The sequence below is a fragment of the Ruegeria sp. CDSA221 genome, assembly GCF_059611825.1.
The window spans coordinates 325,895-345,900 of the sequence record NZ_JBXWPK010000005.1 but is presented as its reverse complement, the minus strand read 5'-3'; the positions used below and the strand labels follow the sequence as shown (position 1 = coordinate 345,900).

Sequence of the window (20,006 nt, the reverse complement as noted above, 5' to 3'; positions counted from 1 at the left end):
ACTCCTAAACACATTCACAGAAAGCGTCTGTGAAGCGCCACACACCGGATCGGAGCACCCCCGCTGTGTGTCTTGACCCTCAAAGCCGGCAGAATGGCTTTGGTAGGCCTGTCCAATCAGCGTCGCGAAGCCAAACGGCGCGCCACACTGGCAGAACGGCTGGAAACCCGCTTCCACGGCATCTCCAGTTTTTGCTCTCTGGACGCTTTTAGAACAGCGCTGAGAAAGCGGGATCTTTGTTTCATCCTGTTGTCCTACTCGTTCAAGGCTTAATGCCTAATGACCCAATCTGAGACTAACGTGTCGCGATATTGAGGCGGCCATAAGGCTGACGCGGGTTGAATCTGGGACAAAAGAAAGTTGGCTGTTTCCTTTTCTTAATCTAGCCGCGCTCACATTCGGAAATATGCAGATAACCATCTGAGAGAGGGCAAAAAAACCTAATTTTGGCGACTCATATAGACACAACAAATGTGGCGAAAAAGCGGCGATTTCGCCACAATCAGGATACGCGTCACAGTTTGATGGCGGAAATCAGGCGGCCGTAGTCGGCTTCTTTTGCATGAACCGATCGGCGGTACGAATAGAATCTGTTCGGGTCCGAATAGGTGCAATGACGAATCCACTCTGCATGCCCGACACCAGCCTGACGTAACCGGTGCAGCCCATAGGACGGGAGGTCAAATTGCATCCGATCACCCGTCCCATTTGCGAAGAACCGCAGGTTTTCTGATGATTCAGCGGCAAAGTCTTCTAGGAACTCGGGCCCGACCTCATACGCAATTTGCGAGATTGTGGGCCCTATGACGGCCACTGTATTCTCGCGCCGTGCTCCCAGCGCCTCCATGGAGTCCAACGTGGCCTCAAGCACACCGTCCAGCGCGCCGCGCCATCCTGCATGTGCAGCCCCTATCACTTTTGCGTGGGTGTCGGCAAAAAGAACAGGTTGGCAGTCCGCCGTGAGGATGGTCAGCGCCAGTCCGGGACAGGCCGTAACCAACGCGTCTGCTTTAGGCTTTTCCCCGTCGATTGGACCATCAACAGTTATGACCGTCGGTGAATGCACCTGATGCACCCCGATAAGGGATCCGGGATCGACCTCCATCGCATCCGCTACGCGGTTACGGTTTATCGCGACAGCCTCGGTCTGGTCAGATGATCCATGACCGCAGTTGAGCCCTGCAAAGATCCCGGATGAGGCCCCGCCACGGCGGCAGAAAAAACCATGGCGTACGGATGACAAGAGATCCGAAGTCAGAATTTCCAGCGTCATGATTCCAGTCCCGGTGGCAATGCGGCATAAGATGGGTACAGGCCCAGTACTTTGAACAGGTTTCCCATTTCCTCTGGGTGCGTCAACCGGCGATGTGCGGCTATCAACGCCTCAAGCTTGGACCCGCTGAGTGGTTTCGCCAATGCTTGCGCCCGCGCAGTGATGCCCAGCCGTTCCAGAAAAACGCCTTGGGGTGTCAGGCGCGAATGGGCGCAGCCCGCAGCTCGCGCTGCGCTCGCCAGAGGTTCGAAGTCCACATGGGCGGTCAGATCAGCTTGTCCGGGGCTGGAAAGAGGGTCTATCGGCTTGTGGGCATGCAGCGCTTGAAACGTATCCCCAAGCGAATGCCAGTCGCCATAATCCAGGATCAGTCCGGCCCCGCCGTGTGTCGCGATCCGTCCGGCGATCACAGTGATGATCGGTATGGCCGAAGGGCAAAGCTCGACCAGATCCCCATCCTGCGTGTCCTCAAGCCGGTTCTTCAAAGCGATCTGTGGTGACCGCGGCCCTAGGCCAAAAGCCAGTGATTCGTCCTTCATCCCGATCAAACGTTCCCGCCAATCGTTGCCATCACGGATGAATTGGCGAATGGGCAGAGCGTCAAAGAACTCGTTTGCCACCAGCAAAAGCGGGGAATCGGGTAGATCGGTGACTGATGTAATCCAGCGTGGAGCATAGGCATCCAGCGTCTTTGCCTGAATGGTGCGCAGGGTTGGTGAGGCCTCAAGCAGAACAATATCTGCCGCCGCGTGAAAGCCATCCACGCCCTGTGTCGCACGCAGCATGTCAGCCATCAGCGTTCCGCGCCCGGGACCCAGCTCCGCTAGCGTGAAACGGCCCGGACGCCCCTGGTCAATCCAGCAATGCGCAAGGCCGAGCCCGATTAGTTCGCCAAACATCTGGCTGATTTCCGGGGCGGTGATGAAATCGCCCTGCGGGCCAAGGGGGTCGCGGGTGGTGTAATATCCCAGCGTCGGGTGCAGAAGGCATTCGGTCATATAGTCGGCTACACTCATCGGGCCGTCTTGTGCGATACGAGCCTGTAAGAGGTTGGCGAGGGTCATCACTTGGCCTTAGCGCGTGATGCCAGCCAAAGGCCAAAGGCAATCATTGGCAAAGACAGTAACTGGCCCATGGTCAGGCCGTAGCCGCCCATTTGCCAGGCAAGTCCAAGCGGATTTCCGGCCGAAACAAACTGTGCATCGGGTTGCCGGAAAAACTCGACAATGAAACGCGATGCGCCATAGCCCGCCATAAACACGCCTGTGACCAGACCGGGCCGTAGGAAAGCGCGGCGCCGATAGACCAGCCACAACAGCAGGACGCCCAGCAGCAACCCCTCAAGCGCGGCTTCGTAAAGTTGAGAGGGGTGGCGGGCGCAAAGACCAATAACCGTCGGGCAGTTTTGGGCGGCAGGACCAGGGAATACAAAGGCCCAGGGCAGGTCGCTGGGCCTTCCCCACAGTTCGGCGTTGATGAAATTCGCGACACGACCCAATAACAGCCCAGGCGGCACGGTATGCGCGATCAGATCAGCAAGCGGCAAAATCGAAATTTGGTGACGTCTTGCATAGATATATGAGGCCACGACGACGCCTAGCAATCCACCGTGGAAGGCCATGCCGCCCTGCCAGACCATCAGAATTTCGATCGGGTTCGAAAGGTAATAGGCTGGTTGATAAAACAGCACGAACCCAAGTCGCCCGCCCAGAATCACGCCCAGGATGATCCAGGTGATCAAATCCTCAAGCTGGGCGGGTTGCATCGGTGGCGCCTTGTCGGGCCACAGGGCGGGGCGCTTTAGGGCGATCACCCCCAGGCGCCATGCAATCACAATCCCGGCGATATAGGCGAGGGCGTACCATCTAAGTGCGAACTCCATCCCGAACAGCGAGATCGAGAAAAGTTCGGGCGACAGATCGGGGAAATTTAGAACAGCCTGCATGTGCGTCTCATTGCCCGGGCTTTGAGGGTTAAGTCAACCTTGAGCCTGCGCCAATCATTCCCCATATAGAGACCAACCGCCAAATCGGAGGATAACCATGCAAACCCGCAACAAGATTCTGGATGATGTTTCCCAACTCATGACCAACGCCATGGGTGTTGCCCAAGGCGCAAAGGACGAGGCGGAGAACGCCATGAAGTCGATGATCGACCGTTGGCTGGCTGATCGCGATTTCGTCACACGCGAAGAATTCGACGCTGTCCGTGCCATGGCTCAGAAAGCGCGCGAGGAAAACACAGCGCTCGAGGCGCGCATTGCAGCGTTGGAAGCCAAGCTGGGCGAATAATCCCCCGCGAAATTTTCGAAAAAAAACAAACGCCGCGCAATCCGGTTCTGGGTTGTGCGGTGTTGTGCATCATGCCGTCTTGCGGGAATTAATCAAGACAAAGCTGCATCTGATGCCAATATTTTGATCCCCGTTGCCAGCTATCCACAACTTATTGCTGTTATCCCCAAAAATGGGGGTTGTCAGGCCACCACCCACAGCGCACCATATTTAGTACAGGCCTATGGGGGAAGCCCGGCTTGTAGAGCAGGCAACTAGCGCTGGGGCGCTGCCAGCCCCGAAATGCTAGAAATTAGTGAGGTGGCATTATGGCCCTTTCCGAGCAGTTTCTTGACGAAGACCTTCATCCGATCGACATTGTTGAACATCTTGCCGAACATCACGATTGGGACTTTGATCGGATCGGGGATGATCAGATCGCAATGGCTGTCGAAGGACAGTGGCGCACCTACTCGATTACGCTGGCCTGGTCGAATTATGACGAAACGCTGCGTATGGTGTGCTCGTTCGAGATGGAGCCACCTGAGGCGCGCGAGACCGAGCTTTATGAACTTCTGAACAAGATGAACGATCAGTGCTGGGCCGGGGCCTTCACATACTGGGCCAATCAGAAGCTGATGGTTTACCGGTACGGTCTGGTTCTTGCGGGTGGTCAGATGGCCAGCCCGGAACAGATTGATACGATGATCACTGCAGCGGTCCTGAGCGCCGAGCGTTATTATCCCGCGATCCAACTGGTCACATGGGGCAACCGCACCCCGGAAGACGCGATGCAAGTCGCCATTGCAGAGGCCTACGGCCGCGCGTAAAGCTTTGCCCCGAGCCAAATAAGCGGAGGGGCAATCATGGACATGTCACGCGTCGCCGAACAGGGGCTGGTGCTTTTGGGATGCGGCAAGATGGGATCGGCCATGCTTGCCGGGTGGTTAGAGCATGGCCTTCTTGCCTCGTCAGTCTGGGTGATTGACCCTTTCCCGTCGGATTGGCTGAAATCGTCGGGCGTCAACATCAATACCCCGCTACCCGAGGGGCCTGCAGTTGTGCTGGTCGCGGTAAAGCCGCAGATGATGGGCGATGCGCTGCCCGCAATTACAGCCTTGGGCGGCGGGCGCAGCCTGTTCGTGTCGGTCGCGGCGGGCACCTCAATCTCCACATTCGAAGAGGTGTTGGGCCAGAAAACACCAATCGTGCGTGCCATGCCGAACACCCCGGCGGCGATCCGACAGGGAATCACGGCGTTGATTGGAAATTCTGCTGTTTCGGATGCGGATCTGGCCCTAGCCGAAAACCTGCTATCTGCGGTCGGTGAGACGGTCAGATTGCAGGATGAGGCGCAGATTGATGCCGTTACCGGGCTGAGCGGGTCCGGCCCTGCCTATGTATTCCACCTTATTGAAACGCTCGCTGCTGCGGGTCAGGCTCAGGGCCTGCCACATGATTTGGCGATGAGGCTGGCCAAGTCCACGGTCGCCGGGGCAGGGGCCTTGGCCATGGCGTCTGACGAGGACCCTTCGCAACTGCGCGTCAATGTCACTTCGCCTAATGGAACCACGCAGGCCGCGCTTGAGGTCCTGATGCACGACGAATTCGGTTTTCCCGACCTGCTGCACCGCGCTGTTAAAGCCGCAACCGATCGGTCCAAGGAGCTGTCTCGTGGGTGAAATTACATTCGACGATTTTCTTAAGGTCGACATTCGCGTCGGCGAGGTTATCCGCGCCGAGCCCTTCCCCGAAGCGCGCAAGCCAGCGATCAAGATGTGGATCGATTTTGGACGAGACATCGGCGAACGGAAAACCTCGGCCCAGATCACTGCGCATTATGATCCCGCCTCATTGGTGGGCAAGCAGGTGATGGCGGTGGTAAATTTCCCTCCGCGCCAGATCGGCAAGTTCATGTCCGAAGTGCTTGTTTTGGGATTGCCCGATGAGACTGGTGAGATCGTCCTGATCGGGCCGGATGGCAAGGTTCCAACCGGTGGGCGGATGCACTGATGCGTGTGTTCATTGCCCGACCGATGACCGCCTCTGTCGAAGCACGTGCACGCGCAGAGTTCGACGCAGAGATGCGCAGTGAAACCTTGCCGATGTCACCCAAGGAAATGGGGCATGCGCTGTCCGAATTCGATGTCGTGGTGCCGACCTTGGGCGACCTGTTTTCTGCCCAGATCTTTGCTGAGGTGCCGAAACCGCGATGCAAGCTGCTGGCGAATTTCGGGGTTGGGTATAATCACATTGATGTGGACGCGGCCCGTAACGCCGGAATTGCCGTGACCAACACGCCGGGCGCTGTCACAGATGCGACTGCCGATATCGCCATGACATTGCTGCTGTCCACGGCCCGCCGCGCTGGAGAAGGCGAACGGCTGGTACGTTCAAACCTTTGGCAGGGCTGGCACCCGACACAGATGTTGGGCCATCACGTGACCGGCAAACGGGTCGGCATTGTGGGCATGGGGCGCATTGGGCAAGCCATCGCGCGACGTTGCCACTATGGGTTTGGTATGCACGTCGCCTATCAATCGCGTAGCCCAAAGGAGCTAGAGTTTCCGGCGGATTATGTCCCAGACCTCAAAGCTTTGGCTGCCGGTGTAGATTTCCTGATCCTGGCTGTGCCGGGCGGTGCCGAAACCCGGCATCTGATCAATGCGCAGGTGCTGCAGGCGATGAACGCTGCTGCCATCCTGATCAATATTTCTCGGGGAGAGGTATTGGATGAATCGGCCCTGATTTCGGCGTTGCAAGAAAAGCAAATCGCGGGTGCGGGTCTGGATGTCTACGAATTCGAACCCGCAGTGCCGCAAGCTCTGATAGATTTGCAGAACGTGACCCTGCTGCCCCACCTGGGTACCGCGACTGAGGAGGTCCGCAGCGATATGGGGCACATGGCGCTAGATAATGTTGCGGCCTTTGTTCAGGGGCGTCCGCTGCCAAATCCGGTTTAGGTGCCCACGGCCTCGCGCCAATGCCTGCGGCACAGCGAGACATAGGTTTCGTTGCCACCAATTTGAACCTGAGCACCCTGGGTGATGGGATTTCCATTCTCGTCCTGACGAATCACCATTGTTGCCTTGCGGCCGCATTCGCAGATCGTGCGAACCTCGCGCATCTCATCCGCCAGCGCCAGCAAGGCGGCCGATCCGGGAAATAGCCGGCCCTGAAAATCGACCCGCAACCCATAGGCCAGCACCGGCACGTTCAGGTCATCTACGGCGCGGGCCAGTTGCCAGACCTGATCTTCGGTCAGGAACTGGGCTTCGTCGATAAAGACACATGCAATTTTGCCTTGCGCCAGACGGGCTTCGATCATGGCGAAAACATCATCATCGGTGTCAAAAGTATCAGCCTCGGATGATATCCCAATCCGCGAGGCAATTTTCCCAGCACCGGCGCGCCCATCCAATGCGGCCGTCATCAGGTAAGTATCCATGCCGCGCTCGCGATAATTATGCGAGGCCTGCAGCAACACGGTCGATTTGCCAGCGTTCATAGTCGAGTAGTTGAAGTAAAGTTTTGCCATGGCTCGGGTCTAATTCGCCAGCCCCGCCTGGGCAAGCCATCTCATGTGGCGAAATGAGCGACGCCGCCGTTGTCCAGTTAGGGGATGAGCTCACGCTCTTTGGGGATGGAGCCCCTGCACTCACAACAGCGACGCCTTCGGCCTATAAGCGGCCTAAACGAAGCGGGGCTAATATGTGCCCCGCTATCACTCGCTACCGGCATTATTGCCGCCACTCACTCACAAAACCCTCGCATATCTGAGGGATAGCCAACATATCGCATTTCAATTATGACTCAGGTATGGGAAATTTCATTTCCCTTTCCCCCGCAATGGCAGATGTAGTGGGGAAGGCAGGTAGCAAAGGTAAAAACATGGCAGATATCGGGGCCTATCTCAAAAAGCACACCGAAGCGTTGGTCAAGGACGTTGGAATTGAGTCCGCGTGCGAGATCACGGGTAAATCCAAAGCCACGCTTGGCCGATATTATTCAGATAATGCAGAGCATGCTGATCGGTTCATGCCGGTTGATGCAGTTGCACGCCTTGAAGCGGTGGCCAACTTTCCGCATGTGACGTCGGCTTTGGCCGACCTCAAGAACATTACGCTGTCATATGATGGCCGCAACACGGACGCTCCTCGCACCGGAGGTGTGAATTCGGATGTCATCGCGTTGAGCCAACGCTTTGCCATGCTTATGACCGAATACCAGTCTGCTATCGAAGACGGTATCATCACCGTGAACGAGGCCAAACGCCTGTTGAAGGAAACCAGCCTGCTGCAGCATGTTCTGATCGAGATGAAGCTGCACCTGGAAGAAGAAAGCGTGAGCTGAGGCAAGGGAAGCTGCGTGTCTTGATCCAGTTTGGTGTGCGTACCGATACTCATGACATGCTAGGTCAAGCTTGACCCGATCTGAACGCTCGCATGCTGGGGCTTTTGCCGCTTGCCGCCGGACGGGGTGATGCCAGTGCTGAAACAAGGATCAAACAACCAAGCCGGGTCGAATGAGCCCGGCTTTTTTGTGCGAATTTGTAGTTGCGCGGAATGTTGCCTTAACCGTGCCGTTTCACGATTACTGAACCCACGGAATACCCTGCTCCGAAGGAACAGATAAGGCCGATCTCGCCATCGGTGAAATCGTCCGAGTATTTCGAAAATGCGATGATCGACCCTGCCGAGGACGTGTTCGCATAGTCTTGCAGGATGTTTGGCTGCTCTCCAGGGGCGGGCTCGCGGCCCATGACTTTTTTACCGATGAAATCATTCATCGTTTTATTCGCCTGATGCAGCCAAAGACGTTTGAGATCGGCGTTGCTGATCCCTTCGGCGTCCATGTGATCGGCAATGTGTTTGCTGACCATTGGAAGAACCTCTTTGAACACTTTACGGCCGTTTTGCATGAACTGCATGTCGCGGCGGTCGGTCAATCCCTCTGGCCGAGTGCGACGCAGGAAGCCATTATTGTTTCGGATGTTGTTGGAAAAATCCGTGGCGCAGCTGGTCGACAAAATCTCGAAATGCGGTCCGGTCGCATCCTCGATCCGTTCGATCACGGTGGCCGTTGCCACGTCACCAAAAATAAAGTGGCAATCACGGTCACGCCATTCCAGGTGGCCCGTGCAAATCTCGGGGTTTACCACAAGCGCACATTTGACCGAACCGGACCTGACCATATCCGCCGCCGCCTGAATGCCGAACGTGGCCGAAGAACAGGCAACGTTCATATCGAATCCGAAGCCTTTGCATCCCAGCGCCTGCTGGATCTCGATCGCGATTGCAGGATAAGCCCGTTCATGGTTCGAAGCCGCGCAGATTACCAGATCAACATCGTCCCCGTTGCGCCCAGCCTGTGCCAGTGCTTTCTTGCAGGCGTCAACGGCCATTTCGGTCATGATGCCAGGTTCATCGTCAGAGCGCTGACGAAACAGCGGGTGCATCACGTCGGGATCCAGAACGCCCGCTTTGTCCATCACATAGCGGTTCTCGATTCCGGAGGCCTTCAGAATGAACTCTTCAGACGAATGCTGCATCGGCTCAACGTCACCAGCGGCAATCGCCTCTGCGTTCTGGGTGTTCATCTTGTCGGCATATGCATTGAAGGCCGAAACGAGCTCGGCATTCGTAATGACATTATCTGGCGTGAAAACACCCGAGCCGGTGATTGCTGGCGTATACATGTTGGGTCCTGGATTTCTGGATTCACCCAAAATGCCGTTATGATTGGTATTGTTCAAGAGAGATTGACCCGAGGGAATGTTAAGCTTGGTTGGAAATTGAGCTTCAGTTCTTGAATAGTTCGTTTTTCGAAGTATATACGCGTCAAATTCTGCAAGGAATCAACCCATGGCCCATGATCATAACACTCTGTTGCATCGCTTAAGCCCCGAGATGCAGGCGATGATGGGTGTGTATGCGCTCTATTGGAAGCTCGAGGAGAGCTTCGATGCCATCGAAATAGAGCTGAGCCATCAGGAATGCCATATGGTGATCAAATTGGATCAGCCCAGGCGCATGGGCGTTTTAGCGGCTGACATGCTGTCAGTTCCTTCGACAATCACGTCGACCGCCGATGCCTTGGAAAAAGCGGGCTATCTGAGACGCGAACGCGATCCAGAGGATCGCCGTGCATGGCTTTTGGTTTTGACCGAAAAAGGCACAGAAACACGCCAGATGCTTGTGGCCCAAGCGGGCGCCCTGTTTCAGCGCGCGTCCGGACTGAACAAAGATGAAACCGCAGAATTCGCGAGACTGGCCCGGAAGATCCGGGAAAACATACTGAAAACTGGAATTCCCGAGGGACTGAAGAAATGAAACTGATCTCTGCTTTGGGCGTGGCCCTGATCTTTCTCTCCAGCTCAATCATGGCTGAAGAAGCTGCCAAGCCGGTAAAGCTGATGGTGGTCAAGGAAACGACCCCCGGCTTCTCGCGCCAGTTCTTTGGTCGCGTCGCCGCGCGGCAGACGGTCGATCTGGCCTTTCAGGTGGCCGGGCAGATTGTCGAAATGCCGGTGGCCGAAGGGTTTGTGATCCCCAAGGGTGAGCTGATCGCCGAGCTGGATCGTGAACCCTTCCAGCGTCGTTATGACCGGGCTGTTTTGCAAAAAGAACAGGCGGATCGCACGTCGGCCCGTTTGGAGCGCCTGCGGGGAACAGCGGCCAGCCAGGTGGCGGTAGATGACGCCGAAACTGCCGCCCAACTGGCTGATATCGCGGTGCGCGACGCGCTTTATGATCTTGAACATGCGACACTGACCGCGCCGTTCGACGCGCTTGTTTCCAGCCGCGCGGTCGAGTCCTTTACCACCGTTTCCGCGGGCACCCCGATCGTACGTATTCACGACATGTCTGAGCTGCGGATCGAGGTCGACGTGCCTGAAATTCTGTTTCAACGCTCGGGCCAGCAGGAAGACATCACCATCACCGCGAAATTCCCGGTGAGCGACGAGGTCTTCCCGCTGCAAATCCGCGAGTTTGATGCTGAATCTTCAAGCGTCGGTCAAACCTTCCGCATCCAATTTGGCCTGACACCGCCTGAAGGGCTGCAAATTCTGCCTGGTTCGTCGGCTACTGTGACCGTTCGGGTCAAGGACCAGAAACGGGGAATCTTTGTTCCGCCTACAGCCATTGTAGCCGATGTCGAAGGGGCGCTGGGCGTAATGGTGTTTTCTCCGACTGGGGCTGACCAAGGGACACTGCGCCGCGTCCCCGTTACCATCGAGCCCACGGAAACCGGTGATGTCAACGTACTGGACGGCCTAAGTGACGGGGAAGAAATCGTTGTCGCCGGCGGCGACGTTTTGATTGACGGTCAGGTGGTGCGCCGCTTTACCGGTCTTGCCAACTAAGGGGCGGATTGATGAACATCGCACGCGCATCCATTGATCGCCCTATCTATACATGGCTGGTCATCCTGATCGCCTTGTTCGGCGGTATCTGGGGATTTCTGTCGCTTGGCCGTCTGGAAGATCCAGCCTTCACAATCAAAAACGCCGTCATCGCAACCCAGTATCCGGGGGCAACGGCTGAACAAGTGGCGCTGGAGGTTTCAGAGCCACTGGAATCCGCTATCCAGCAGATGGGCGAGGTCAAGACAATCACATCAGTGAACCAGCCCGGTTTTTCGCTGATCGAGGTCGAGATTAACTCAGCCTATGATGGGACCGAGCTGCCGGAGATCTGGACCAAATTGCGCGCCAAGGTCCGTGACGCCTCACGGGAACTGCCATCCGGGGTGGGTGATCCGCTGGTCAATGACGGGTTTGGCGATGTGTTTGGCTTGTTTTATGCGGTCACGGCCGAGGGCTTCTCGGACGCTGAAAAACATGAGCTTTCCACATTTCTTCGGCGCGAACTACTGACGGTTGACGGTGTCGCGGATGTCGAGGTGATGGGCCTGCCGCAAGAGGCGATCTTTATCGAACCCGACCTGTCTATTTCGGTGAACCAGAACGTGCCTCTGCAGGCACTTACCGACGCGATTACAAATGCGGACTCGGTAAACTCGTCGGGGTCATTGCGATCAGAAGATGGCCGGACCGCGATATTAACCGCCGAAGGATCCGATACGGTTTCCGCCATTGCTGGCCTTTCTGTTGGATCGCAGGGCCAGGTTATCAACCTGTTCGATATGTCGAATGTACATCGTGGTCGCCTAACCGATCCTAATGTCATCATCCGGTTCAACGGGACCGAAGCTTTCACTCTGGGTATCGCTGGGCTTTCGACTGATAATATCGTTGAGGTCGGCAAGCGTGCTGACGCGAAATTTGCCGAGTTGGATTCTCAGATCCCCTATGGTGTCGAGATCCTGCCGATTTACCAGCAGCACGTCGTTGTTGAGCAGGCATCGAACGACTTTCTGGTGAACCTCGCGCTGTCGGTCTCTATTGTTGTTGCGGTTTTGGCCCTGTTCATGGGTTGGCGCGCGGCTGTGGTTGTGGGAACAACTCTGTTGCTGACCGTGGTTGGCACGTTGTTGTTCATGGCATTGTTCTCGATCGAGATGGAACGAATTTCGTTGGGCGCTTTGATCATCGCGATGGGTATGTTGGTGGACAACGCCATTGTGGTGGCCGAAGGAATGCAGATTGCAATGCTGCGCGGCAAGAATTCGCGTGATGCGGCGGATGAGGCTGCGGCCAAAACGCAAATTCCGCTGTTGGGAGCAACGGTGATTGGCATCATGGCTTTTGCCGGGATTGGTCTTAGCCCTGATGCGACGGGCGAGTTCTTGTTTTCGCTATTTGCTGTTATCGGGATATCGCTGCTGCTGAGCTGGACCCTGGCGCTGACGGTGACTCCGATGCTTGGGCACTATTTCTTCAAGCAGGGCAAAGAAGGTGAAATTGATGCCTATGGCGGGATCATGTTCCGTGTTTATGGCGCGATCCTAAACTGGGCGCTGCGGTTCCGTTGGATGGTGATTGCAATGCTGGTGGGCATTACCGTGGTCTGTTTCGCAGGATTTGGTTTGGTCAAACAACAGTTCTTTCCAGACTCGAATACACCGCTGTTTTTCGTGCATTACAACCTGCCGCAGGGCACACCCATTGCGCGCACCGCCGAGGATATGGCTGTTTTCGAAAACTGGCTGGCGGATCGGGACGATGTGGTATCTGTCACGACATTTGTTGGGCAAGGAGCAACTCGTTTTTTGTTGACCTACTCTTCGGAAAAACCGAACCCCAGCTACGGTCACATGATCATCCGGACGGAAACATTGGATGACATTCCGGCTTTGCGGGCGGATCTCGAGGCGTTTGGCTCGGCGCAGTTCCCCGAAGGCAAGTTCCGCACCAAGCGGCTGGTCTTTGGTCCTGGCGGCGGTGATCCAATTCAGGCCCGTTTCTCGGGAAGCGATCCGGCGGTGCTTCGGCAACTTGCGAATGAGGCTGTGCAGACGATGCGCGCGGCCTCGCCCAATGCGCTGAACGTCTATCACGACTGGCGCGAACAAGGGCTGGCTGTCCAGCCAATTTATGCGACCGAACGGGCGCAGACCGCAGGGGTGTCGCGCGAAGATATCGCGGCGACTCTGCAATTCTCGACCGATGGGATCACTGGTGGTGTGTTCCGCGAACGCGACCGCCTGATTCCGATCATCTTGCGCCGCCCAGTGGACGGGGATTATTCGATCGTGGATCAGGTTGTATTCTCGGACCAGTCGCAGAAATTCGTGCCGATCGAGCAGATGGTCGACAGGTTCGAATATAAGGCACTCAATACGCTGGTTCACCGCCGGGATCGTGTGCTGACCATTACGGTAGGGGCCGACATCCCGCCGGATTTGACAGCTGCGCAGGTTCATTCCGAAGTCCGCACAGCCATCGAAAGCATGGAGCTGCCAGCGGGCTATCGACTGGAATGGGGTGGAGAGTTCGAGAATGCTGGCGATGCAAATAAAAGCCTGGGTCGTCAGTTGCCGTTGAGCCTGTTGATCATGGTTCTGATTTCGGTGCTGATATTCAACGCCATTCGTCAGCCGATCATTATCTGGCTGTTGGTACCGATGTCGGTAAACGGAGTGGTGATCGGTCTGCTGGGCACGGGTCTGCCGTTCACATTTACGGCGCTACTGGGACTGCTTAGCCTATCGGGGATGCTGATCAAGAATGGCATCGTTTTGGTCGAAGAGATCGACTTGGTACGTGCAACCGGTCAGGGGCTGCGTGAATCGATCATCGAGGCTTCGGTCTCGCGTTTGCGCCCGGTGATGCTGGCCGCAATCACGACGATTTTGGGTATGGCTCCGTTGTTGACGGATGCGTTCTTCAGGTCGATGGCGGTGACTATCATGGGAGGTCTGGCCTTTGCCACGGTCCTTACCATGGTGGCGGCCCCCGTGTTTTACATGGTATTCTTCCTGCCGGAGGAACGGCGCAAGAAACCACCGCAGCCGGTTGTCTAAATGAAAAACCCCCGGTCATGGACCGGGGGTTTTGCTTTATTCTGGTGTAGTGGGGGAAGGTCAGCCTTGCAGGGACCTGACCTCGACATCACCTTCGGCCTGCGCCTTTATCGCCAACGCGGCAGCGTGGCTGGCGGCGGCGGTGGTGAAATATGGGATCTTGTCATAAAGCGCGATGGACCGGATGGCCTTGCTGTCCTCGACCGCCTGTGCACCTTCGGTGGTATTCATCACCAACTGTACCTGACCATCTTTAAGCATGTCAGCCACGTCAGGACGGCCCTCATAGACCTTGTTGACCAGATCACAGGCAATACCGTGCTCGGCCAGCCAGCTTTGCGTTCCGCGGGTGGCGACAAGGGCAAAGCCCTGCGCGGCCAGAACCTGTGCAGCCTCAAGCATGGCAGGCGTCTTGTCGGCATCCTTGATCGAAATAAACGCACGTCCCGAGGATGGCAGCACCATTCCCGCACCCATCTGTGCTTTGAGGAAGGCGCGGGGGAAGTCGCGGTCCCAGCCCATGACTTCTCCGGTCGAGCGCATCTCAGGCCCCAGAATAGTGTCGACGCCGGGGAACCGGGCGAAGGGCAGCACCGCCTCTTTCACCGAGAACCACGGCATATCCGGGTCTGCCAGTGTCATCTGGTCGGCGATCTTGGTGTCGTCCACGGTCTTGTAAGCCGGGCGCAACGGGAAATCCGCCAGCTTCTCGCCCGCCATCACACGCGCGGCGATGGAGGCAATGGCGCTGTCCGTGGCTTTGGCCACGAATGGGACGGTGCGTGAGGCGCGCGGGTTGACTTCGATCAGGTAGATATCATCATCCTTGATCGCGAACTGAATGTTCATCAGGCCGACAACGTTCAGCGCCTTGGCCAGCTTGAAGGTCTGTTCCTTGATCCGGCCAATCACCTCTTTCGACAGCGAGTAGGGCGGCAGCGAACAGGCGCTATCGCCCGAATGCACGCCAGCCTCTTCGATATGCTGCATGATGCCTGCGACATGTACGTCCGTGCCGTCGCACAGGGCGTCGACATCCAGTTCAACCGCGCCCGCCAGATAGCTGTCTAGCAGCACAGGGCTGTCGCCCGAGACCACCACGGCCTCGTTGATATAGCGCCGCAGCTGGTCCATATCGCGCACGATTTCCATCGCGCGGCCACCCAGAACATAGGAGGGACGGATCACCAGCGGAAAGCCGATATCCTCGGCGATTTTCAGCGCCTGCTCGTCGGTCGATGCGATGCCGTTATTGGGCTGTTTCAGGTCCAGTTCATTGACCAGCGCCTGAAACCTTTCGCGGTCTTCGGCGAGGTCGATGGCGTCGGGTGTAGTGCCGAGGATCGGAATGCCTTCTTCTTCCAGCGCGTTGGCCAGTTTTAGCGGGGTCTGACCACCGAACTGAACGATAACACCGTGCAGCGTGCCGTTTTCCTGTTCTTTCGTCAGGATTTCCATCACGTGTTCAAAAGTTAGCGGTTCGAAATACAACCGGTCTGAAGTGTCATAGTCGGTCGAAACCGTTTCGGGGTTACAGTTGATCATGATGGTCTCATAGCCCGCATCGGTCAGTGCGAAGCAGGCGTGACAACAGCAATAGTCGAATTCGATCCCCTGACCGATCCGGTTGGGTCCGCCGCCCAGGATAACAACCTTCTTGCGGTCACTCGGGCGCGCCTCGCACTCAACATCACCCATCATAGGGGCTTCGTAGGTCGAGTACATATAGGGCGTCTGCGCCTCAAACTCGGCAGCGCAAGTGTCGATGCGCTTGAATACTGCGTTAACACCCAGATTGCGGCGGGCGCGGCGTACATTGCCTTCGTCACGGCCTGTCAGGTTGCCCAGGCGCGCATCGGTAAAGCCAAGCATTTTCAGCCTGCGGATGCCTTCTTCGGTCACCGGCAGGCCGTCTTTGCGCAACTGACGCTCGGCCTCGATGATCTCGCGGATGCGGGCCAGGAACCAAGGGTCAAATTTGGTGACCCCAAATATCTCATCATCGGTCAATCCGTGACGCATGGCCTGCGCGATGGTGCGCAGACGGTCGGGGGTTTGCTTGCTGATCGCTTTGATCACCGCGACTTTGTCACTGACCTCGTCCCAGACACCAACGTTCAGGCCGGGGATTTCTACTTCATCAAAGCCAGTCAGGCCGGATTCCATCGAAGCCAGCGCCTTTTGCATCGATTCGTGGATCGTGCGGCCAATGGACATGGCCTCACCCACCGATTTCATCGCCGTGGTCAGGTAAGGTTCAGAGCCGGGGAACTTTTCGAACGCAAATTTCGGAATTTTTGTCACGACATAGTCGATGGTTGGCTCGAAGGAGGCGGGCGTGACCTTGGTGATGTCATTGTCCAGCTCGTCCAGCGTATAGCCAACAGCCAGCTTGGCCGCGATCTTCGCAATCGGGAACCCGGTCGCCTTGGACGCCAGCGCGGACGAACGCGACACGCGGGGGTTCATCTCGATCACGACCATTCGGCCGTCTTCGGGGTTGATCGCCCATTGTACGTTCGAACCGCCAGTCTCGACCCCAATCTCGCGCAGAACGGCGATGGAGCCGTTGCGCATGATCTGGTATTCTTTGTCGGTCAGTGTCAGGGCAGGGGCCACAGTGATCGAGTCGCCGGTATGCACACCCATCGGGTCGATATTCTCAATGGAACAGACGATGATGGCGTTGTCGGCCGTGTCGCGTACCACCTCCATCTCATACTCTTTCCAACCCAGCAGGCTCTCATCGACGAGGATTTGGTTTACCGGCGAGGCATCCATGCCCGAGCGGCAGAAGTGAATATAATCCTCGCGGTTATAAGCCACACCGCCGCCGGTGCCGCCCATGGTAAAGGCGGGGCGAATGATGGCAGGCAGGCCGATGTCTTCCAGATCGCCCAAGGCAATCTGGACGCCAGCATCAAGATCGGTGGAGCCGTCGTCGCGCTTGGGGGCGGTAACGATGGTGGCCTTGGGGTTTTCGATGCCCAGCCGATCCATCGCTTCGCGGAATAGTTTGCGGTCTTCGGCCATTTCGATGGCGTCGCGGGTCGCACCGATCATCTCGACACCGAACTCGTCCAGTACGCCCATCTCTTCCAGTGCAAGTGAGGTGTTCAGTCCGGTCTGCCCACCCATTGTGGGCAACAAGGCGTCGGGGCGTTCTTTCTCGATGATCTTGGCGACAACTTCGGGCGTGATCGGCTCGATATAAGTGGCATCGGCCAGACCGGGATCGGTCATGATTGTAGCTGGGTTTGAGTTTACCAGAATGACCCGGTATCCTTCTTCGCGCAGGGCTTTACAGGCCTGTGCGCCTGAATAGTCGAATTCGCAGGCCTGACCGATGACAATGGGGCCCGCCCCGATGATCATGATCGACTGGATGTCGGTTCTTCTCGGCATAGCCTGTTTCCTTCGGTTAACTGCGAGTCAGGGCACCGCCCGCGTGCCCAAATTGTTCTGCGTTATAGGGACCGCGCCAAAAGGTTCAAGAGGTATCGGAAACAGGGGCGAAATTGCCGCTTTCCCCTCTTTCCCTTACCGCCGTATTGTCTATACCGCGCAGCACGACAAATGAGGATGCACGTGCGTATTCGTTTTGATCAGGGGCCGGCCGGATCGGGAACTTATTTCGAACGGCCAGACCGGGTGATCCGCGCAGACAAAGCGGAAGACGTGCCACAGGCTTTGGCGGCGCTGGATGAGGCACGCGCGGATGGGGCCTGGCTGGCCGGTTATGCAAGCTATGAGCTTGGATATGCGTTGGAACCCCGCCTGTTGGACCGGATGCCTACTGACCGCCGCCTGCCACTGCTGTGTTTCGGTGCCTATGATGCGCCAGGCCAGTGCGATCTGCCCGCACCCCTAGGCGGTGTCGCCGAATTCACACCGCGCTGGGACGAGGCAAGATATGCAAGCGCCTTTCAGCTGGTCCACGATGCGATCGGGGCAGGGGATATCTATCAGGCCAACCTGACGTTCCCCATTGACCTGACATTGCAAGGGGATAGCGCCGCGCTTTATGCGGCGTTGGCTGTGGGCCAGCCGGTCGGTCACGGAGCGCTGGTTCAGCAGGATGATTTGCCCGATTTGCTCAGCCGCTCGCCAGAGTTGTTCTTTCGCACCGGTGCAGATCGGACGATCGAAACCCGCCCGATGAAGGGCACACAACCCCGCAGCGAAGACATGGCCGAGGACGCGCGCCGCCGCGATTTCTTGTCGAGAGACGAGAAGAACCGCGCTGAAAACCTCATGATCGTTGACCTTCTGCGCAATGACATCAGCCGGGTTGCGCTGCCGGGGTCCGTAAAGGTACCCGAGCTATTCAAGGTCGAAACATATGCAACCGTGCATCAGATGATCTCGCTGGTGCAGGCACAGCTGCATCTTGGGGCAGAACTTTCCGATATCCTAAACGCGTTGTTTCCCTGCGGCTCGATCACAGGCGCGCCCAAAATTCGCGCGATGGAGATTTTGACCGATCTCGAACCCTGGCCACGCGATATCTATTGTGGTGCTATCGGTTGGGCCGCGCCAGACGGGCGATCCGAGTTCAACGTGGCTATTCGCACGCTGATGGTCGAGGGCAACAAGGCCACGCTGAATGTGGGTGGGGGCGTTGTCTGGGACAGCACAGCCCCATCCGAATATGAGGAAGCGCTATGGAAGGCACGTTTCGCCCACCAGCTGACCCTGACTTCCGTCTGATCGAAACGCTGGCATTCCGGCCAGAGAGCGGGTTTGTGCGTGTTGGAAAACACCTGGCCCGGATGGAACGTTCGGCACGGGCATTGGGGCTTCCTTTTGATGCAGGGCGCGCGATTGCAACGCTCGACCAAGTTGCGGGTTCAAACTCGTTGCGCTGTCGATTGACGATGGACATCAGTGGCGGGTTTGGCGTGACAACTGGTGCACTGGCGGATAACCCGTCCGTCTGGCGGGTCGCAGTTCCCAATACGAGGCTTGCCGCCTCTGATATCTGGTTGCAGCACAAGACGACGCAGCGCGATGTTTATGACCGGGCCCGGGCGGCACTGCCCGAGGGCGTAGATGAGTGGCTGTTTCTGAATGAGCGTGACGAAGTGTGCGAGGGCACCATCACTAACATCTTTCTAGACATGCCCGATGGTCGTTGCCTGACGCCGCCTTTGTCCTCCGGCTTGCTTCCAGGAATTTTGCGCGAAGAATTGCTGGAAAATAATAAAGTCAGCGAGGCGGTGCTGACCATGACCGACCTGCAAAGCGCGGAAAGCTTCTGGATGGGCAATTCCTTGCGAGGCCTGATCTGGGCGGAACTGGCGGTACTGTGAACAGGCAAACCGATTGGACTGAAGCCGCAGCACCTTCCCGTTGGTTGCGACTGGAATTCGGTTTGTTCTTCGTCGCCATACCTGTGCTGATCGCCGTACTTTTCCGACCCAACTGGATGTTTCCATCGCTGTTTACCTTTACGGCCATCGGGATCGTGTTGTTGCATTTCACGCACGGATTTGCCTGGGCGGAATTGAGATATAACTGGCGCAACTGGTCCTGGCCGGAAGTCGCCGGCTTTGCTGTGGGAATGACCCTGTTTTGTGTTGCGCTAGTACGACTGACCCGTCCCGAAGCTGCCTTTTTCCTGTTGCACAACCAACCCGAGCTGCTGGCGATGATTTGGGTGTTTTACCCATTCGTTTCCGCCCTGCCGCAAGAGCTGCTGTTCCGGTCGCTGTTCTTTCGTCGCTACCACGCAATCCTGCCCAATGGACGCACAGCTTATCTGCTGAATGCATCGCTCTTCTCGCTTGCGCATTTGATGTATTGGAGCTGGATCGTAGCTCTGATGACATTTGCCGGAGGGTTGCTGTTTACCTGGGCCTATCGCAAACGCGGATCGTTTTTCTATGCGGTTCTGCTGCATGCCATCGCGGGGAACATCATCTTTGCGGTGGGTCTGGGCATCTATTTCTACTCAGGCAACGTGCAAAGGCCGTTTTGACGGTGCGACTTGCCTTGACTTTCCCAGTCTGACGCGGTGTATCGGCCCGACCAAT

General features: G+C 57.0%; 19 protein-coding genes. 13 read left to right on the top strand and 6 right to left on the bottom strand.

Annotated elements, in window-relative coordinates; all coding sequences use genetic code 11:
- The first annotated feature begins 93 nt into the window (after positions 1–93).
- The gene (locus AC2FJ5_RS10680; RefSeq protein ID WP_185956677.1) at positions 94–273 is read left to right on the top strand and encodes a hypothetical protein; all 180 of its coding nucleotides are present in this window, start codon (positions 94–96) and stop codon (positions 271–273) included.
- Positions 274–514: 241 nt separating this feature from the next.
- Here AC2FJ5_RS10680 and pgeF read toward each other — a convergent pair whose 3' ends face one another.
- From pgeF to lgt, 3 genes are read right to left on the bottom strand one after another with little or no spacing between them, the layout of a single operon-like run.
- Complete coding sequence (pgeF, locus tag AC2FJ5_RS10675) at positions 515–1,273, bottom strand: peptidoglycan editing factor PgeF (protein WP_496701915.1); 759 nt, start codon at positions 1,271–1,273, stop codon at positions 515–517.
- On the bottom strand, positions 1,270–2,337 hold the full coding sequence (locus AC2FJ5_RS10670) for a class I SAM-dependent methyltransferase (RefSeq protein ID WP_496793326.1): 1,068 nt from the start codon (positions 2,335–2,337) through the stop codon (positions 1,270–1,272). Before AC2FJ5_RS10670 ends, pgeF begins: the two co-directional genes overlap by 4 nt.
- The gene (gene lgt, locus AC2FJ5_RS10665; RefSeq protein ID WP_496793324.1) at positions 2,337–3,218 is read right to left on the bottom strand and encodes a prolipoprotein diacylglyceryl transferase; all 882 of its coding nucleotides are present in this window, start codon (positions 3,216–3,218) and stop codon (positions 2,337–2,339) included. The genes AC2FJ5_RS10670 and lgt overlap by 1 nt, the downstream gene beginning before the upstream one ends.
- Before the next feature lie 97 nt (positions 3,219–3,315).
- Between lgt and AC2FJ5_RS10660 the strand changes: the two genes are divergently transcribed.
- From AC2FJ5_RS10660 to AC2FJ5_RS10640, 5 genes are all read left to right on the top strand, one after another.
- Complete coding sequence (locus tag AC2FJ5_RS10660) at positions 3,316–3,564, top strand: accessory factor UbiK family protein (RefSeq protein WP_142636566.1); 249 nt, start codon at positions 3,316–3,318, stop codon at positions 3,562–3,564.
- Between the two features lie 308 nt (positions 3,565–3,872).
- On the top strand, positions 3,873–4,373 hold the full coding sequence (locus AC2FJ5_RS10655) for a type III secretion system chaperone family protein (protein WP_496691006.1): 501 nt from the start codon (positions 3,873–3,875) through the stop codon (positions 4,371–4,373).
- Positions 4,374–4,409: 36 nt separating this feature from the next.
- Positions 4,410–5,225 (top strand): pyrroline-5-carboxylate reductase, encoded by an 816-nt coding sequence (gene proC, locus AC2FJ5_RS10650; RefSeq protein ID WP_496691005.1) that lies wholly within the window; start codon positions 4,410–4,412, stop codon positions 5,223–5,225.
- Positions 5,218–5,556 (top strand): tRNA-binding protein, encoded by a 339-nt coding sequence (locus tag AC2FJ5_RS10645; protein ID WP_282021513.1) that lies wholly within the window; start codon positions 5,218–5,220, stop codon positions 5,554–5,556. The genes proC and AC2FJ5_RS10645 overlap by 8 nt, the downstream gene beginning before the upstream one ends.
- A complete protein-coding gene (locus tag AC2FJ5_RS10640; RefSeq protein WP_282021512.1) occupies positions 5,556–6,506 on the top strand; it encodes a 2-hydroxyacid dehydrogenase in 951 nt (316 codons plus the stop codon). The genes AC2FJ5_RS10645 and AC2FJ5_RS10640 overlap by 1 nt, the downstream gene beginning before the upstream one ends.
- Here the strand turns inward: AC2FJ5_RS10640 and AC2FJ5_RS10635 are convergent.
- A complete protein-coding gene (locus AC2FJ5_RS10635; RefSeq protein WP_142636576.1) occupies positions 6,503–7,081 on the bottom strand; it encodes a thymidine kinase in 579 nt (192 codons plus the stop codon). The two genes, AC2FJ5_RS10640 and AC2FJ5_RS10635, sit on opposite strands and share 4 nt — an antisense overlap.
- Positions 7,082–7,434: 353 nt before the next feature.
- On the opposite strand from AC2FJ5_RS10635, the gene AC2FJ5_RS10630 reads away from it, so the two are divergent.
- Entirely contained in the window at positions 7,435–7,896 is a 462-nt protein-coding gene (locus AC2FJ5_RS10630) for a hypothetical protein (RefSeq protein WP_142636888.1), read from the top strand.
- A gap of 220 nt (positions 7,897–8,116) precedes the next feature.
- Here AC2FJ5_RS10630 and AC2FJ5_RS10625 read toward each other — a convergent pair whose 3' ends face one another.
- Complete coding sequence (locus AC2FJ5_RS10625; protein ID WP_281972669.1) at positions 8,117–9,241, bottom strand: beta-ketoacyl-ACP synthase III; 1,125 nt, start codon at positions 9,239–9,241, stop codon at positions 8,117–8,119.
- A gap of 166 nt (positions 9,242–9,407) precedes the next feature.
- On the opposite strand from AC2FJ5_RS10625, the gene AC2FJ5_RS10620 reads away from it, so the two are divergent.
- Genes AC2FJ5_RS10620 through AC2FJ5_RS10610 form a run of 3 tightly spaced genes read left to right on the top strand, consistent with a single transcriptional unit; the run spans position 9,408 to position 13,971 of the window.
- Complete coding sequence (locus AC2FJ5_RS10620) at positions 9,408–9,875, top strand: MarR family winged helix-turn-helix transcriptional regulator (RefSeq protein WP_185956678.1); 468 nt, start codon at positions 9,408–9,410, stop codon at positions 9,873–9,875.
- Complete coding sequence (locus AC2FJ5_RS10615) at positions 9,872–10,909, top strand: efflux RND transporter periplasmic adaptor subunit (protein ID WP_496793322.1); 1,038 nt, start codon at positions 9,872–9,874, stop codon at positions 10,907–10,909. The genes AC2FJ5_RS10620 and AC2FJ5_RS10615 overlap by 4 nt, the downstream gene beginning before the upstream one ends.
- Positions 10,910–10,920: 11 nt before the next feature.
- Complete coding sequence (locus tag AC2FJ5_RS10610; protein ID WP_496793320.1) at positions 10,921–13,971, top strand: efflux RND transporter permease subunit; 3,051 nt, start codon at positions 10,921–10,923, stop codon at positions 13,969–13,971.
- A 60-nt stretch (positions 13,972–14,031) separates the two neighbouring features.
- On the opposite strand, the gene carB is transcribed toward AC2FJ5_RS10610, so the two are convergent.
- On the bottom strand, positions 14,032–17,376 hold the full coding sequence (gene carB, locus AC2FJ5_RS10605; RefSeq protein WP_496793319.1) for a carbamoyl-phosphate synthase large subunit: 3,345 nt from the start codon (positions 17,374–17,376) through the stop codon (positions 14,032–14,034).
- Positions 17,377–17,553: 177 nt separating this feature from the next.
- Here carB and AC2FJ5_RS10600 point away from each other — a divergent pair, with 177 nt between their 5' ends.
- Genes AC2FJ5_RS10600 through AC2FJ5_RS10590 form a run of 3 tightly spaced genes read left to right on the top strand, consistent with a single transcriptional unit; the run spans position 17,554 to position 19,951 of the window.
- Positions 17,554–18,681 carry an aminodeoxychorismate synthase component I gene (locus AC2FJ5_RS10600; protein WP_142636586.1) on the top strand — a complete coding sequence of 376 codons (1,128 nt, stop codon included), beginning with the start codon at positions 17,554–17,556 and terminating at the stop codon, positions 18,679–18,681.
- Positions 18,636–19,283, top strand: coding sequence for an aminotransferase class IV family protein (locus tag AC2FJ5_RS10595; protein ID WP_496793317.1), 648 nt, complete (start codon positions 18,636–18,638; stop codon positions 19,281–19,283). The genes AC2FJ5_RS10600 and AC2FJ5_RS10595 overlap by 46 nt, the downstream gene beginning before the upstream one ends.
- The gene (locus tag AC2FJ5_RS10590; RefSeq protein ID WP_496793316.1) at positions 19,280–19,951 is read left to right on the top strand and encodes a CPBP family intramembrane glutamic endopeptidase; all 672 of its coding nucleotides are present in this window, start codon (positions 19,280–19,282) and stop codon (positions 19,949–19,951) included. The genes AC2FJ5_RS10595 and AC2FJ5_RS10590 overlap by 4 nt, the downstream gene beginning before the upstream one ends.
- Positions 19,952–20,006: the final 55 nt, after the last annotated feature.

What these genes read in the sequence shown, in the direction of transcription:
- AC2FJ5_RS10680 (WP_185956677.1), top strand. Translation starts at nt 94, where the DNA reads ATGGCTTTGGTAGGCCTGTCCAATCAGCGTCGCGAAGCCAAACGGCGC.
- pgeF (WP_496701915.1), bottom strand. Translation starts at nt 1,273, where the DNA reads ATGACGCTGGAAATTCTGACTTCGGATCTCTTGTCATCCGTACGCCAT.
- AC2FJ5_RS10670 (WP_496793326.1), bottom strand. Translation starts at nt 2,337, where the DNA reads ATGACCCTCGCCAACCTCTTACAGGCTCGTATCGCACAAGACGGCCCG.
- lgt (WP_496793324.1), bottom strand. Translation starts at nt 3,218, where the DNA reads ATGCAGGCTGTTCTAAATTTCCCCGATCTGTCGCCCGAACTTTTCTCG.
- AC2FJ5_RS10660 (WP_142636566.1), top strand. Translation starts at nt 3,316, where the DNA reads ATGCAAACCCGCAACAAGATTCTGGATGATGTTTCCCAACTCATGACC.
- AC2FJ5_RS10655 (WP_496691006.1), top strand. Translation starts at nt 3,873, where the DNA reads ATGGCCCTTTCCGAGCAGTTTCTTGACGAAGACCTTCATCCGATCGAC.
- proC (WP_496691005.1), top strand. Translation starts at nt 4,410, where the DNA reads ATGGACATGTCACGCGTCGCCGAACAGGGGCTGGTGCTTTTGGGATGC.
- AC2FJ5_RS10640 (WP_282021512.1), top strand. Translation starts at nt 5,556, where the DNA reads ATGCGTGTGTTCATTGCCCGACCGATGACCGCCTCTGTCGAAGCACGT.
- AC2FJ5_RS10635 (WP_142636576.1), bottom strand. Translation starts at nt 7,081, where the DNA reads ATGGCAAAACTTTACTTCAACTACTCGACTATGAACGCTGGCAAATCG.
- AC2FJ5_RS10630 (WP_142636888.1), top strand. Translation starts at nt 7,435, where the DNA reads ATGGCAGATATCGGGGCCTATCTCAAAAAGCACACCGAAGCGTTGGTC.
- AC2FJ5_RS10625 (WP_281972669.1), bottom strand. Translation starts at nt 9,241, where the DNA reads ATGTATACGCCAGCAATCACCGGCTCGGGTGTTTTCACGCCAGATAAT.
- AC2FJ5_RS10620 (WP_185956678.1), top strand. Translation starts at nt 9,408, where the DNA reads ATGGCCCATGATCATAACACTCTGTTGCATCGCTTAAGCCCCGAGATG.
- AC2FJ5_RS10615 (WP_496793322.1), top strand. Translation starts at nt 9,872, where the DNA reads ATGAAACTGATCTCTGCTTTGGGCGTGGCCCTGATCTTTCTCTCCAGC.
- AC2FJ5_RS10610 (WP_496793320.1), top strand. Translation starts at nt 10,921, where the DNA reads ATGAACATCGCACGCGCATCCATTGATCGCCCTATCTATACATGGCTG.
- carB (WP_496793319.1), bottom strand. Translation starts at nt 17,376, where the DNA reads ATGCCGAGAAGAACCGACATCCAGTCGATCATGATCATCGGGGCGGGC.
- AC2FJ5_RS10600 (WP_142636586.1), top strand. Translation starts at nt 17,554, where the DNA reads ATGCACGTGCGTATTCGTTTTGATCAGGGGCCGGCCGGATCGGGAACT.
- AC2FJ5_RS10595 (WP_496793317.1), top strand. Translation starts at nt 18,636, where the DNA reads ATGGAAGGCACGTTTCGCCCACCAGCTGACCCTGACTTCCGTCTGATC.